Here is a 13,891-nt window from a genome sequence, read left to right on the forward strand (position 1 = left end):
TTTAGTAGAGAGACGGTTATTCACGGGACGTAGCAGGCAGGCCGCACGCGTCCGGGCATCTAACGAACAACATGGGCGACACGCTCCGAGTCGCTCCACAGCACCCGTAAAAGCAATTTGGACCCCAGCAAGAAACACTGAGGTCCAAATAGCTATGGCGGAGGATAGGGGATTCGAACCCCTGAGGGCTTGCACCCAACACGCTTTCCAAGCGTGCGCCATAGGCCACTAGGCGAATCCTCCAGGCTCATGAATGGTACCCGAGCGGCGGCGTTATAACGAATCACGCTGTTCTGGTTAAACTTGAGCTCGGCCCCTCACGTGGCGCCATCTCGCTTAACTCCCCCAGGGCAGGAATGCAGCAAGGGTAGGTGGGCTCTAGCGGGTGCGTGGGGGGTCCTCTTATGTCCCGATGCTTTTCCACCGGCCGATGCGCCTGTCGCAGGGCGGCACTAGAGTCGTCTCTGTGACTGCCGCCTTGTACCGCCGATACCGCCCCGACACCTTCGCAGACGTCGTGGGGCAAGAACACGTGACGACGCCGCTGATGCAAGCGCTACGGACCGACAAGGTCAACCACGCCTACCTGTTCTCCGGACCCCGAGGTTGCGGCAAGACCACCTCCGCGCGCATCCTCGCCCGCTGTCTCAACTGCGCCGAGGGTCCCACGGACACCCCCTGCGGAGTGTGCGACTCGTGCACCGAGCTCGCCCGCGGCGGTACCGGCTCTGTCGATGTAGTCGAGATTGACGCCGCCTCACACAACGGCGTCGACGATGCCCGTGAACTCCGCGAGCGCGCCGCCTTCGCGCCGGCCCGTGACCGCTACAAGATCTTCATCCTGGACGAGGCCCACATGGTCACGCCGCAGGGCTTCAACGCGCTACTCAAGTTGGTCGAGGAGCCTCCGCCTCACGTACGGTTCATCTTCGCAACCACGGAGCCCGAGAAGGTCATCGGCACCATCCGATCCCGCACGCACCACTACCCCTTCCGCCTGGTCCCGCCCGGCGTACTTACCGACTACTTGCAGTCGCTGTGCGAGGCCGAGGGCGTGACTGTCGCCGCGGGCGTGCTGCCCCTCGTGGTCCGCGCGGGTGGCGGCTCGGTGCGCGACTCTCTCTCCGTCCTGGACCAGCTCATGGCGGGCTCGGGTGTCGAGGGGGTCACTTACGACCGCGCGATCTCGCTTCTGGGATTCACCGATGCCACGCTGCTGGACGACGCGATCGACGCGATCGCTGCGGCCGATGGCGCCTCGCTCTTCGAGGTAGTGGGCCGCGTCATCGGCATCGGCCACGAGCCGCGGCGGTTTGTCGAGGATCTCCTCGAGCGCCTCCGCGACATCCTCGTGCTCACCGCGTCCGGTGAGGCCGGCGCAAAGGCCCTCGGCGAGGTTCCCGAGGACCAACTCGAGCGTATGAAAGACCAGGCCCGGCACCTAGGGCTGGCACGCGCCTCACGCGCGGGGGACCTGGTCAACGACGCGTTGACGAACATGGTCGGAGCCACGTCGCCCCGCCTTCACTTGGAACTGCTCTGCGCCCGCCTCATTGCGGCCGATGGTGCGGGTGCCCCGGGCGTCGCGTCCACTCCCGCGGCGGCTCCAGTGGCACAGCCGCCCGCAGCCAGTGCCCCCGTCGCCACCCCTGCGTCGGCCCCTGCATCGGCCGCGAGCGCCCCGGCACCCAACCAGCCGGCTCCAGTTCTCACTCCCACCCCGAACGCTGCGCCGTCAACCACCGCACCCAGCGGTGCCGCCGCGGCGCGCGCTGCGGTGGCCAAGCCTGCTGCCGAAGCAGCCGCCCCCGCGGCAACTGCTCCCGTGCAAACACCCGTCCAGTCCACTCCTCCTGCTGCCGTCAAGCCGAAGCCGACCGTCACCCCCGAGGCCGCCGCGAGCTCGGGCGACACCGCCGGCGGCCCCGAGGACTCCGAGCTTGTGCGTCGACGCTGGGACGAGGTGCTCGGCACGCTTGAGCGCCGTCGCGTTACGTGGGTGCTCGTCAAGCAGAGTGCGCAGGTAGCTGAGGTCGACAACGGCGTACTCAAGCTCGCCTTCGACGGCGCTCCATTGGCCTCTCGCTTCGCGACCGGCAACCACGCAGAGAACGTGGCCCTCGCGGTGCGCGAGACCCTGGGACTGCACGTACGCGTCGAGGGCATCGTCGGCCCAGCCGGAGCGTTCCCGGCGGCGGCTACGGCACGCCCCACAGCATCGGCGCCCGTCGCCTCGCCTCAAGACTCCGACCAGTCGCCTCCCACGGAGTCGATTCCTACGCAGCCCTCGACGAGCGCGATCCCCCAGCCCCCGGCATCGGACACGCCGCCGTGGGACGACGCGCCTCCGGAGGACGAGGAGCCAGCCCGTGAGCCCTCCGGGCGCGCTTTCTCCCCTCGTGGGACCGCGGCTGCCGCGCCCACTAGCCGCGTATCGGCAACTCCACCAGCATCAGCCCCCGCCGCCAAGGCCGCGGGGGGTTCCGCCCCGTGGGACGACGACGAGGAGGTCAGCGAACACGATGCCGCTGCTCCAGACGCTGGCCTCAGCGGCGCGGACATGGTCGCCAAGATGCTCGGCGGCAAGGTCATCGACGACTGAAGGCTCCTGCTAGCGCAATGACCGAGGTGCCAAAGTCAGGATCTCAACTCCTGTGGGCGTGATCGCGATGGTGTGCTCACTGTGGGCCGTGCGGCATCCTGTCTCACTGCGTAGCGTCCACCCATCCGAGTCAGTCACCAAGACGGATGTATCCGCCATGACCCAGGGCTCGATGGCGAGCAACAAACCCGGGCGTAACTGATATCCGCGGCCTGGGCGACCAGTGTTCGGCACATGAGGGTCCTGGTGCATCGTGGAACCGATCCCGTGTCCCCCGAACTCGGTGTTGATCGAGTACCCCGCTTCACCCAGAACCGTACCGATCGCGTGCGCAATGTCGCCGATTCGGGCACCTGGCTTGGCCGCACCTATACCCGCTCGCAGGGCGCGCTCCGTCGCCTCGATCATTGCGACGCTTTGCGCTGGTCGCGCATCTCCCACGATGAAACTGATAGCCGCATCGGCAGCGATCCCGTGCTTGGCCACCGCCAAATCTAAGGTCAGCAGATCCCCATCCACCAGGGCATAGTCACGGGGAAGGGCGTGCAGGACGGCGTCGTTGACCGCGGTACAGATGTAGTGCCCGAATGGCCCGCTACCAAACGAAGGTGCGTAGTCGACGTAGCAAGACTCAGCGCCGGCGTCGTGGATCATCTCCTTCGCCCATTGATCAATCTCCAAGAGGTTGGTGCCCACCGTCGCGCGCCCCTTGATCGTGTGCAGGATGGTGCCCACCAATGCGCCAGAAATCTTCGCGCGGCCAAGTTCGGTGGGGCTCAGAATCTCGATCATGTGCTTCCTGATTCTCAAGTCACGGATAACTATCCCGGTAATAGTATCCCGGTATTACAATAGGCCGCATGGTTAGATTGCCCCTCACTGAAGAAGAGCTCGAGCGTGGCCGGCGACTGGGCGCCCTACTTCGCCAGGCTCGCGGACGGCGACCAATACTCGGGACCGCGCTTGAGGCAGGCATCTCGCCAGAGACGCTGCGCAAAATCGAGTCTGGCCGTGTGGCCACGCCGTCCTTCCCCACCATTGCCGCGATTGCCCAGGTGCTCGACCTGTCCCTTGACACCGTCTGGGCGCAGATCAGTCAGACCGGCCCTCCCATTGGGATTCAACGTGAGGGCGACCCGGACGGCGCAATGGCATCAGTTGCTGGCGCGCACGCTTACGCTTAACTCCATGTACGACGGCGCCATTCAAGACCTCATCGACGAACTCGGGCACCTCCCCGGGGTCGGCCCCAAGAGCGCCCAGCGCATCGCGTTCCACGTGCTTGCCGCGGATCCCTCGGATATTGCACGGCTGGCCGACGCGCTGCGGACCGTCAAGGACAAGGTGCGCTTCTGCGCGACCTGCGGCAACGTCGCGGAGTCGGACCAGTGCCGCATCTGCGCTGACCCTCGTCGTAGCGACGACGTGATCTGCGTGGTCGAGGAGCCCAAGGACGTCATGGCCGTGGAGCGCACCCGCGAGTACCGCGGCCGCTATCACGTGCTAGGCGGCGCCATCGATCCCATGAATGGCGTGGGGCCAGACGACCTGCGGATCCGCGAGCTCCTTACCCGCCTGGGCGACGGAAAGATCGAGGAGATCATCATCGCGACCGACCCCAACATCGAGGGCGAGGCCACCGCGACCTACCTAGCCCGCATGCTTTCGCCGATGGGGCTGACTGTTTCACGACTCGCGTCGGGCCTGCCGGTGGGCGGCGACCTGGAGTATGCCGACGAGGTCACCTTGGGCCGCGCCTTCGAGGGCCGTCGCAAGGTCTCCTGATCAATTCTTTTGGCATGGGGCTTCGTCGCACAATAGCCACCCGCAAATTTCGTCAGTAATACGGTGCGAGGCGCCTCCTTCGCAACGCGCGCTACCGGGATCTGACTCCGGAGCGTTACCCGGCACGGACGTGGACCGTGGGGGCGGTGCGAAAGCGGCGCCTCGCGACCTTTAGGCCACGCGGGTTCCCGCGCGAAGCTTCTTGTAGGGCACCCGGAGCCGACGAATAACAATCCCCATCGCACCGCACAGCAGCACCGCCTGCAGCGCGAGCCCAGGCCACGGGTTGCGCGGGAACAGCGCCTGGTCCTCTTGCTGTTGCTCCCACTGGTCGGACTGACCCGTGTCGGCCTGCTGGGCGCACTCGTCGTAGCCCTGCGGAGTGTCCTGCGGTCCAAGTTGAGCGTTACCCACCTGCTGGTGCATGAAGGCGAACACGCCCGGCGCCGCGCGGCCGTCCTCCTGGTAGGTGTTCGGGTTGACCACCGGCGACGCCTCGCCGATCACGATCATGGGGTTCGCGAGCAGCAGCCAGGCGATGTTCTCAGTGTGCGCGACGGACGTCTCGTAGGACTGCTCCGTGCACTGCACGGTCGAGTAGTCGAGCTCGCCGGTCTGATATGCCTCCTGCTGTTCCGGAGTCAACGTCTCGTAGTCGACGAACCTGTCGGTCACCGTCACGGTCTCTGACACCAGCGGCATGGAGAAGGCGAAGATCACCAGGGTGCCCAGCACTAGGAACCCGGTAGTGAGGTGAGCGAGGGAGACGGACGCCACCGCGCGGGCGGCGAGCGACGACCACGCCAGGCCGATGGCCGTGAACGTGAGCACCGTAAAGAGGATCGCCCCGAGTACCGCCGCCAGCTCGTACCAGTGCCAGCCCGAACGCGAGAACGCGTACACGAGCAGCGGCGTCGTGGTGATGAGCACCGCGACCGCGAACAGCCACGAGGCGAGCAGTTTGCCCAGCGCGAGGTCACCGGCGGTGAGCCGGGTCATCTGCATCGGCGCCAGCACCCCTTCGCTGGAGTCACCGTTGATCGAGGTGGAGGACAGCGACGGCGCGATGAGTAACCCCGCGCCCAGCACCAGAATCAGCACCAGCTCCATCGGCATCGAGGTCAGGCCCGGCGCGGACACGGCGGCCACAAGGATGCCCAGGCCGAGTATTGCGAGGACCAGGAGGCCGTAGAAGATGTAGCCCTTGGTGGTGGGGCGTCGGCGCGTCAGCTCAATGCGGGCGACCAGGCCTACACCGCGGAAGGTGGGCATCCACGGGTTCCCGTGCGGCGCCTTGGGCGCGGCCTTCGCGGCGGCTGCCGGACGCTCGGTGGTGGCGGTCATCGTCGCTCCTCGTTCATAGCCATATACGTCTGCTCGAGTGCGCTGCCAAAGGGGCCAAAGCGGTGAACCTTGGCCCCGCCCTTGACCAGCGCCTCGAGTATGGACGCCGCGTGCTCCTTGTTCTGGGCACGAATCACGAGCCCACCCTCGGCCTCCTCGAACTCCAATCCCCAGTGAGTGAAGGCGTCGCGAAGCAGACTGTCGTCGAGCGACTCGATTCTGTACCGCGTGCGGGCATCCGCGACCATCGCCTGGGTTTCATCACCCAGCGTCTTGCCCTTGGACATGAAAACGGCCTCGTCGACCATCTCGTCTAGTTCGCTCAGCACGTGGCTCGACACGAGTACGGCACGCCCCTCCGCCGCAAAGGCCCTCACCAGCTGGCGCAGCTCGACTCGCGATCGCGGGTCGAGTCCGTTGGCGGGCTCGTCGAGCATCAGCACTTGAGGGTCATTCATCAGAGCGCGGGCCAGCGACAGCCGCTGCTTCTGGCCCCGAGACAGGACGCGCGCCGGCCGGTCGGCGAACTCGCTCAGGTGCACGGTGTTCAGAAGTTCAGCACCCCGCGCGCTCGCTACCGCCTTGGGAAGCCGGTACGCCCGCCCCACAAGCGTGAGCGTCTGCAGGCAGGTGAGGTTGTCCCATGCACCCAACTGATCGGGCATCCACCCGATGGCGCTGCGCACGGCGGCAGAGTCACTCCTTGGGTCTGCCCCTGCAATGGAGATCTCACCGGCGTCAGGCAGCAGTAGACCCGCCAGCATCAGCATGAGCGTGGTTTTGCCGCAGCCGTTCGGCCCGATGAGCGCGGTGACTGTGCCCGGCGCAACCTCGAGGTTGGCATCCGCGACGGCGTGAACGGAGCCGAAGGACCGCCGTACGCCGTGGGCACGCAGCACGGGTGGCACAGCCACCAATGTCGCGCCCGACTTTTCATCTAGTTTCTCCATGCACCTGACCTTACTGAGTCGAGCATCACTTTCGCGTGATGCTGCGGTATCGAGTCTTGCCCGTACCCCGGGACCACGCCATCGGGTAATCCCCCGATATCGCCCCTGATTTCCGCAATCACCCCTTGCGCTCCAGCCATGTAGCGGGATAACTTACTATTACCCACACTGCGACGTGACCCTCCAGGAGAAGCCATGCCCCGTCCCGCCAGCGACAAGAAGCAACGCCTCACCACCGCAGCGACCACGCTGACGCTGACCCAGGGATTCGAGCGCACTTCCATCGCGGACATAGCGCGCGCGGCGGACGTCCCCTCGGGCTCGGTCTACTACTACTTCAAGACCAAGGAGGACGTGGGCAACGCGATCATTGAAGCGCTTCTCGCTGAGAACCGCACCCTCATGGCGGAATGGGACGGCGAGTCCGGCCCGCGTGAGCGCCTGTTGGCTTACATCGACAGTTCCGCCGATGCCACCGAAGCCCTGGTTGCGTTTGGCAGCCCGGCGACGGTGCTCGCCGCAGACCTGCGCCGTCACAGCGACGACCTGGGCGTCGCAGCAGCGGCCGTCCTGCAGGAGCTGACCGACTGGGCGGCTGGCCAGTTCGAGCAACTCGGGTTCGCTACCGAAGCAGCGGGGGCACGCGCGATGCACCTGGTCGCCGGCTTCGAGGGTGGCGCGGCACTGTCGCACACACTCGGCACTACGGCACCGATCGAGCGCGAGGCGGCTCACCTGCGCCGCTGGGTCGAGAACACCAAGACCCAGTAATCGCGGCCTCAAAGCGCGGTTTCGGCCCCACCCGTGCTTCCGTCTAGAATGGGGCACCGTGCCCCGCGTAGGCGCACACCCCCTTTTTTTAACTCGGAGATTTCGCATGTCCCTTGTGGTGCAGAAGTACGGAGGCAGCTCCGTCGCGGATGCGGACGCGCTCAAGCGCGTCGCGCGCCGCGTCGTGGAGACCGTCCGCGCAGGCAACCAGGTGGTCGTGACCGTCTCCGCGATGGGCGACACCACCGATGAACTGATCGACCTGGCACAGGCCGTCACCGATGCCCCCGACCCGCGCGAGATGGACATTCTGCTCACCGCCGGAGAGCGCATCTCCATGGCGCTACTGGCGATGGCGATCCTCGCTGAGGGCATCCCCGCGCAGGCCTTCACCGGCCCCCAGGCCGGCGTGATCACTACCGAACACCACGGCCGCGCCCGCATCATCGACGTCACCCCGGGCCGCCTCAGCCGCGCTCTTGACGAGGGCAAGGTCGCAATCGTCGCCGGCTTCCAGGGCCTGCACCCGGAGACCCAGGACGTCACCACGCTGGGCCGCGGCGGGTCCGACACGACCGCCGTCGCACTGGCCGCCGCCCTCAACGCGGACGCCTGCGAGATCTATACAGATGTGGACGGTGTCTTCACTGCGGACCCGCGCATCGTCCCCGCAGCCCGCAAGCTCGACCGCGTCTCCTACGAGGAAATGCTGGACCTCGCAGCATCGGGCGCAAAAATTCTTATGCCGCGCTGCGTCGAGTACGCGCGTCGTTTCAACGTACCCATCCACGTGCGTTCGTCCTTCTCAGGTCTTGAAGGGACCTGGGTCATGGGCGAGCCTGAAGAGGGAGATGACATGGAAGACCCCATCATTGCCGGAGTGGCGCACGACCGTTCCGAGGCCAAGATCACGGTCATCGGCGTCCCCGACGTTCCCGGCAGCGCCGCGCGCCTGTTCGAGGCCGTCGCCTCCGCGGACATCAACATCGACATGATTGTGCAGAACGTGTCCGCCACCATCACGGGGGTCACGGACATCTCGTTCACGCTTCCCACGGCGCAGGTGCCTGAGGCTCACGCTGCCATCGCGGCCGATGCTGCGGCCATCGGATATGCCGAGCTCACCGTTGACGACACGATCGGCAAGATTTCGCTGATCGGCGCCGGTATGCGCTCCAATGCGGGCGTCAGCGCGCAGTTCTTCTCCGCACTTCGCGACGCGAGCGTAAACATCGAGATGATCTCCACCTCGGACATCCGCATCTCCGTCATCACCCGGTCCGAGAAGTTGGACGATGCCGTGCGCGCCGTCCACACCGCTTTTGGCCTGGACACTGAGGACGGCGAGGCCGTCGTATATGGAGGTAGCGGACGATGACCGTGACGATTGCAATTGTTGGCGCCACCGGACAGGTGGGTTCCGTCATGCGCGAGCTCGTCGAGGCTCGCTTTCCCGATGCGTCGGTCCGCTTCTTCGCCTCCGCTCGCTCCGCGGGAACCACCTTGCCGTTCCAGGGCCGCGACATTACCGTCGAGGACACCGAATCCGGCGATTACTCCGGCATCGACATCGCGCTCTTTTCCGCCGGCGGTGCCGCGTCGAAGGTCTTCGCACCCAAGTTCGCCGAGGCCGGCGCGATTGTCATCGACAACTCGTCCGCCTTCCGGTCCGACTCCGACGTGCCGCTGGTGGTCTCCGAGGTCAACCCCGATGCACTGAACGACATCCCCAAGGGGATAGTCGCGAACCCCAACTGCACCACCATGGCGGCCATGCCGGTCCTCAAGGTGTTGGCCGATCATGCGGGCCTCGAACGCCTCGTCGTGTCGACCTACCAGGCCGTCTCCGGCTCGGGACTGGCCGGCGTGCGAGAGCTCGACTCGCAGATTCAGGCCGTCGCAGGCGAGGCCACCAAGCTCGCGCTCGACGGCGAGGCTGTGGAGTTCCCGCTACCCAAGGCCTACGTGGAGCCCATCGCGTTCAACGCGTTGCCCATGGCGGGCTCTGTTGTCGACGATGGCTCCAACGAGACCGACGAGGAGCAGAAGCTCCGCAACGAATCGCGCAAGATCCTTGGCCTACCCGACCTCCGCGTGAGCGGAACCTGCGTACGCGTTCCCGTGTACAGCGGTCACTCGCTGTCCATCAACGCTGAGTTCAACGAGGCCATCAGCCCGGAGAAGGCCTACGAACTGTTGGCCGATGCCCCGGGTGTCACGGTCGAGGAGATCCCCACCCCGTTGAAGGCAGCGGGCAAGGACAACGTGCTGGTCGGTCGCATCCGTCAGGATGGTGCCGCGCTGTACGGCAAGGGCCTAGTGCTTTTTGTCGCGGGCGACAACCTGCGCAAGGGCGCCGCGCTCAACGCCGTACAGATCGCGGAGCTCGTCGCAGCCAAGCTCGTCAAGTAGCAGGCTAAGTTCCTCATCGGTGCCGGCGCGGCGTGAGTCCGCGGCGCCAGCGTTGCGCCGAGTGTCGGGCGCCGCGTCTACGATCGACACGATGACTTCCTCACCTGACTCCGCTGTCCCGCCTGACGTTGCCCTGGCCCCCTCCCTGCGAGAGCAGGCCGAGTCCGCGCTGCGCACGCTGGTCGGACGTAATGATGCCGCGCTCCGGGACGACCAATGGACCGCGATCGAGGCCCTGGTGGAGCGGCACGCCCGCGCGCTGGTGGTGCAGCGCACCGGCTGGGGAAAGTCTGCGGTGTACTTTGTTGCCACCGCCCTGCTCCGCTCACAGGGGGCGGGACCCACAGTGATCGTGTCCCCGCTGCTCGCGTTGATGCGCGACCAGGTAGCGGCCGCTCGGCGCGCGGGCATCCGCGCGGTCACCATCAACTCCTCCAATATGACCGACTGGGACTCGATCCACGCGGACATTGCGGCCGGCAACGTGGACGTGCTGCTGTGCTCGCCCGAGCGGCTTAACAACCCCGACTTCCGCGACCAGGTCTTGCCGCGCTTGGCCGCGAGCGCGGGCCTGGTGGTGATCGACGAGGCGCACTGCATTTCCGACTGGGGGCACGACTTCCGCCCGGACTACCGTCGCATTCGCACTCTGCTGGGGGACCTGCCCGAGGGCATCCCCGTGCTGGCGACCACCGCGACCGCCAATGAACGTGTCACGGCCGATGTCGCGGAGCAGTTGGGCGTCTCGCGATCGGCCGGACTTGAGAGCGTCGCCAAAGATGTCCTGGTGTTACGCGGCGGACTGGACCGAGCCTCGCTCCACCTCGCCGTGCTTCAACTCCCGGACCAGGCCACCAGGGTCGCCTGGCTCGCCAAGACCCTGGCGGAAGTTGACGGCTCTGGAATCGTCTATTGCCTCACCGTGTCAGCGGCCGAGCAGGTGGCCTCGCAACTGCGCGCAACGGGCCTAGCCGTGGCTTCTTACACCGGACAGACTGACCCCGCCGAGCGTGAACAACTGGAGGCCGACCTGAAGGACAACCGGGTCAAGGCGCTTATCGCCACGTCGGCCCTGGGTATGGGGTTCGACAAGCCCGACCTCGGGTTCGTCGTCCACCTCGGCGCCCCCTCCTCGCCCATCGCGTACTACCAGCAGGTGGGCCGTGCAGGACGCGGGGTCGATGAGGCCATCGTGGTGCTGCTCCCCGGACACGAGGACAAGGCCGTGTGGGAATGGTTTGGGGCCCAGGCCTTCCCCGCCGAGGATCAAGTCCGAGCCGCGCTCAGCGCGCTAAGTCCTACCGAGGTTCAGTCCGTCGCGAAGCTCGAGACCAGCGTGGACCTCAAGCGGTCGCGCCTCGAGTCAATGCTTAAGGTGCTCGACGTCGACGGCGCGGTACGCCGCGTCAAGGGCGGCTGGATCTCTACCGGCGCCAGCTGGGACTACGACCAGGAGCGCTACGCCCGGGTCGCCCAGACACGACTCAACGAGCAGCAGTCGATGCTCGACTACATCGCGTCGCCCGGCTGCCGCATGGCCTACCTGCGTGCCGCGCTTGACGACCCAGACCTCACTCCCGAATGGACCTGCGGACGATGCGACGGCTGCGGCGGCATCGAACTTCCTGACGCTCCCGGTGCCGAGGACATCGCTCGATCACAGGCAGACATGGACCGGGTGGGAGTAGACGTCACCGCACGGCGCCAATGGCCCAGCGGCATGGACACTCTGGGCATCGCGTTGCGCGGGCGCATCGCCCCCGCGCTGCAGGCTGAGCCAGGACGCGCTATCGCTCGGCTTGATGGGCTTGGTTGGTCCGGTGCGCTGCGAGACCTGTTCGCGACAGTGCCCGGGGAAGATGATGAGGGGCCACACCATTTTGACGGCGAGACCCCCGTTCCACTGCGCACCGCCGCCGTGCAGGTACTCGATGACTGGACGGCCCTGTGGGCGGATGATGCGCTGGCCATCGACGGCGTCGTCGGTGTCAGCTCCACGACGCGACCCATCCTGACCGCTCATCTCGCGGCTGGACTAGCCCGCTATCTGAGCGTTCCAGTGTTGGGCTCCATCGAGGCGGCGGTGGGTTACGAGACCCCCGCACGCCACGATGTGAACTCGGCGATGCGCCTCGCGGGCGTCGAGAAGCGCCTCCGACTGGACCTCGCGGCGGCGGCGGACGGCAGCCTCGAGGGGCGCAAAGTACTGCTGGTGGACGACTACATCGACTCAGGCTGGACCCTCACCGTCGCCGCCCGCCTGCTACGCGAGTACGGTGCCGCCGCCGTGTATCCGTTCGTCCTAGGGGTGCGATAGCCGCCCGCGAGGTTCTAGCTGACAAAGTAGGCCGCGACCCCCACGAGCACAATCGCGATCGACGCCGCTGGCAGGGTGCGCTTCAGCACCTCGCCCTCGCGACCGCTCAGACCCACCGTAGCCGCCGCGGCTACCACGTTGTGCGGGCAGATGATGTTGCCGACCGCGGCACCCGAGTTCTGCGCACCCAGCAAAGGCAAGGGGTCAAGTCCGGCCGTCAGCGCGGTCTGGTCCTGGAACTCGGTAAAGAGGAAGTTCGATGCAGTGGCTGAGCCGGTCATGAACGTTCCGAGCGCGCCCACGGCGGGCGCCAGGAAGGGCCACGCGGCACCCACGCCCGCGGCGGCCAGAGCGAGCTGAGCGGTCATACCGGACTCCGACATAGTGAAAGCCACCGTCACCATGGCCACCAGGGCGAGGAAAACCGGCCGCAACTGAAGCGTGGCATCGACGAACGCCTGGCCCATGTCGCGCCCTCCAGCGCGCTGAATGAGACCTCCGCCGACGAACGCGAGCGCTAGCAGTATGCCCGGGTGATAGAACGGCTCAATGCTCTCCCCGAAGGCACCGAACAACTCCCAGCTCCAGGTCACAGACCGGGCGGCGTCGCGCACTGGCGAAACCAGCCGCGTCACGAGCACCAGCGCTACCAGCAGCAAGTATGGGGAGCCGGCCGCGAGTATGGTCATCTCGGAAGCACGCGGGGCGCTCGCTTCCTTTTGGGCCCGCTCGACCTGGGACTCACTTGTCCCCAGCTCAAGCCCTGGGGCGGGGATCGCCTCGGGAATCTCGACATACTCACCGCCACTGCGGACAAGGGCCTGCACAGGCGCGCTTGCGCGGCGTTTGGCGACCCAGCGAATAATCCCGATGAAGGCCAGTGCTCCCACCAGTGAACCTGCGAGCGACGGGAGCTCCGGGCCGACAAACTTGGCGAGCAGCAAGAAAGGAATGAAGAACACCACGTAAGCGACGGCCATCCACTTCCAGGGCGGTCCTTGCGTGGTGGACATCGTGCCGAGCAGCCGGGCGATGAACACCGCGAGCACCGCGCCCACAATGAGTTGATAAGGGGCCACGGCCCAGGAAAGGTCGCCAAGGGTGTAGTCGGTGAGCGCGCCTTGCGCGAGCGTGGGAGTGCCGACGGCCGCGAACGGAACTGCGGTCGCGTGCCCGATGAGGGCGCCCACGACGGCAGTGACCGGCTTAAAGCCGGCCGCCACTAGGAATGGCGCGGCGAGGGCCACCGGCGTACCAAAACCGGCTGCACCTTCAATGAACATGGTGAAGAACCACACAATAAGCAGCGCCGCGACTCGGGGGTCCGGGGTGATTCGCGAAAGTCCTCGCTCCAAGACGTTGGTGGCGCCCGTCCGCTGCTGGAGATGATGGATTCCCAGTGCTGGGCCAATGATCAGCATCACCGTGAGCGCGGTCCATGCGGCTCGCGCGACTATCCCGATCACACCTTCAACCGAGGTGAATCCCCAATCTTCGCCACCAAAATCAAAGGCGGTAAGCGCCAACACCATGGCACCAACAGCCGCGACCGCACCTGCGGCGACCGCTGACCACTTCGCGACGACCATCAGCAGCAACACCGCCACAATGGGGATAGCCGCGACAGCGGTCAACACGAGGGACTCGCGGCTGCACTACCAGGATGATTGCGCGTCATAGCCCAACTTTGCCACGTCCCGCGGCGCACGG

The 13,891-nt window shown here is 66.3% G+C and carries 11 protein-coding genes, 1 tRNA gene and 1 other RNA gene; 8 read left to right on the plus strand and 5 right to left on the minus strand.

Features of this window, described 5'->3' with window-relative positions:
• Nucleotides 1-155 precede the first annotated feature (155 nt).
• Nucleotides 156-243, minus strand: a tRNA-Ser gene (locus tag AOP77_RS04370).
• A 65-nt stretch (nt 244-308) separates the two neighbouring features.
• Here AOP77_RS04370 and ffs point away from each other — a divergent pair.
• Together ffs and AOP77_RS04380 are read left to right on the plus strand one after the other, a co-directional pair.
• Nucleotides 309-405: signal recognition particle sRNA small type (gene ffs, locus AOP77_RS04375), an RNA gene on the plus strand.
• Between the two features lie 61 nt (nt 406-466).
• A complete protein-coding gene (locus AOP77_RS04380; protein ID WP_084622421.1) occupies nt 467-2,602 on the plus strand; it encodes a DNA polymerase III subunit gamma and tau in 2,136 nt (711 codons plus the stop codon).
• A 9-nt stretch (nt 2,603-2,611) separates the two neighbouring features.
• Here AOP77_RS04380 and map read toward each other — a convergent pair whose 3' ends face one another.
• Complete coding sequence (gene map / locus AOP77_RS04385; protein ID WP_062209795.1) at nt 2,612-3,394, minus strand: type I methionyl aminopeptidase; 783 nt, start codon at nt 3,392-3,394, stop codon at nt 2,612-2,614.
• Between the two features lie 68 nt (nt 3,395-3,462).
• Here map and AOP77_RS04390 point away from each other — a divergent pair, with 68 nt between their 5' ends.
• Nucleotides 3,463-3,786, plus strand: a complete 324-nt coding sequence (locus AOP77_RS04390; RefSeq protein ID WP_062209804.1) for a helix-turn-helix transcriptional regulator — start codon at nt 3,463-3,465, stop codon at nt 3,784-3,786.
• 4 nt (nt 3,787-3,790) lie between these two features.
• A complete protein-coding gene (gene recR / locus AOP77_RS04395; RefSeq protein WP_062209806.1) occupies nt 3,791-4,387 on the plus strand; it encodes a recombination mediator RecR in 597 nt (198 codons plus the stop codon).
• Nucleotides 4,388-4,558: 171 nt separating this feature from the next.
• On the opposite strand, the gene AOP77_RS04400 is transcribed toward recR, so the two are convergent.
• Complete coding sequence (locus AOP77_RS04400; RefSeq protein WP_062209808.1) at nt 4,559-5,731, minus strand: ABC transporter permease; 1,173 nt, start codon at nt 5,729-5,731, stop codon at nt 4,559-4,561.
• Nucleotides 5,728-6,681 (minus strand): ABC transporter ATP-binding protein, encoded by a 954-nt coding sequence (locus tag AOP77_RS04405; protein WP_062209810.1) that lies wholly within the window; start codon nt 6,679-6,681, stop codon nt 5,728-5,730. Before AOP77_RS04405 ends, AOP77_RS04400 begins: the two co-directional genes overlap by 4 nt.
• 195 nt (nt 6,682-6,876) lie before the next feature.
• On the opposite strand from AOP77_RS04405, the gene AOP77_RS04410 reads away from it, so the two are divergent.
• The 4 genes from AOP77_RS04410 to AOP77_RS04425 all read left to right on the plus strand — a co-directional run bounded on the left by AOP77_RS04410 (nt 6,877) and on the right by AOP77_RS04425 (nt 12,181).
• Nucleotides 6,877-7,452, plus strand: a complete 576-nt coding sequence (locus AOP77_RS04410) for a TetR/AcrR family transcriptional regulator (RefSeq protein WP_062209812.1) — start codon at nt 6,877-6,879, stop codon at nt 7,450-7,452.
• A gap of 106 nt (nt 7,453-7,558) precedes the next feature.
• The gene (locus AOP77_RS04415; RefSeq protein WP_062209815.1) at nt 7,559-8,830 is read left to right on the plus strand and encodes an aspartate kinase; all 1,272 of its coding nucleotides are present in this window, start codon (nt 7,559-7,561) and stop codon (nt 8,828-8,830) included.
• Nucleotides 8,827-9,864, plus strand: coding sequence for an aspartate-semialdehyde dehydrogenase (locus AOP77_RS04420; protein ID WP_062209817.1), 1,038 nt, complete (start codon nt 8,827-8,829; stop codon nt 9,862-9,864). Before AOP77_RS04415 ends, AOP77_RS04420 begins: the two co-directional genes overlap by 4 nt.
• A gap of 91 nt (nt 9,865-9,955) precedes the next feature.
• A complete protein-coding gene (locus tag AOP77_RS04425) occupies nt 9,956-12,181 on the plus strand; it encodes a RecQ family ATP-dependent DNA helicase (RefSeq protein WP_062211454.1) in 2,226 nt (741 codons plus the stop codon).
• Between the two features lie 14 nt (nt 12,182-12,195).
• Here AOP77_RS04425 and AOP77_RS04430 read toward each other — a convergent pair whose 3' ends face one another.
• A complete protein-coding gene (locus AOP77_RS04430) occupies nt 12,196-13,818 on the minus strand; it encodes an L-lactate permease (protein ID WP_062209820.1) in 1,623 nt (540 codons plus the stop codon).
• Between the last annotated feature and the right edge of the window lie 73 nt (nt 13,819-13,891).

The organism is Demequina oxidasica (assembly GCF_000975115.1).
GTDB classification, from domain to species: domain Bacteria; phylum Actinomycetota; class Actinomycetes; order Actinomycetales; family Demequinaceae; genus Demequina; species Demequina oxidasica.

Bases quoted from the DNA above. Each gene is read 5' to 3' on its own strand.
- map (WP_062209795.1), bottom strand. From the start codon at position 3,394: ATGATCGAGATTCTGAGCCCCACCGAACTTGGCCGCGCGAAGATTTCT.
- AOP77_RS04390 (WP_062209804.1), top strand. From the start codon at position 3,463: ATGGTTAGATTGCCCCTCACTGAAGAAGAGCTCGAGCGTGGCCGGCGA.
- recR (WP_062209806.1), top strand. From the start codon at position 3,791: ATGTACGACGGCGCCATTCAAGACCTCATCGACGAACTCGGGCACCTC.
- AOP77_RS04400 (WP_062209808.1), bottom strand. From the start codon at position 5,731: ATGACCGCCACCACCGAGCGTCCGGCAGCCGCCGCGAAGGCCGCGCCC.
- AOP77_RS04405 (WP_062209810.1), bottom strand. From the start codon at position 6,681: ATGGAGAAACTAGATGAAAAGTCGGGCGCGACATTGGTGGCTGTGCCA.
- AOP77_RS04410 (WP_062209812.1), top strand. From the start codon at position 6,877: ATGCCCCGTCCCGCCAGCGACAAGAAGCAACGCCTCACCACCGCAGCG.
- AOP77_RS04415 (WP_062209815.1), top strand. From the start codon at position 7,559: ATGTCCCTTGTGGTGCAGAAGTACGGAGGCAGCTCCGTCGCGGATGCG.
- AOP77_RS04420 (WP_062209817.1), top strand. From the start codon at position 8,827: ATGACCGTGACGATTGCAATTGTTGGCGCCACCGGACAGGTGGGTTCC.
- AOP77_RS04425 (WP_062211454.1), top strand. From the start codon at position 9,956: ATGACTTCCTCACCTGACTCCGCTGTCCCGCCTGACGTTGCCCTGGCC.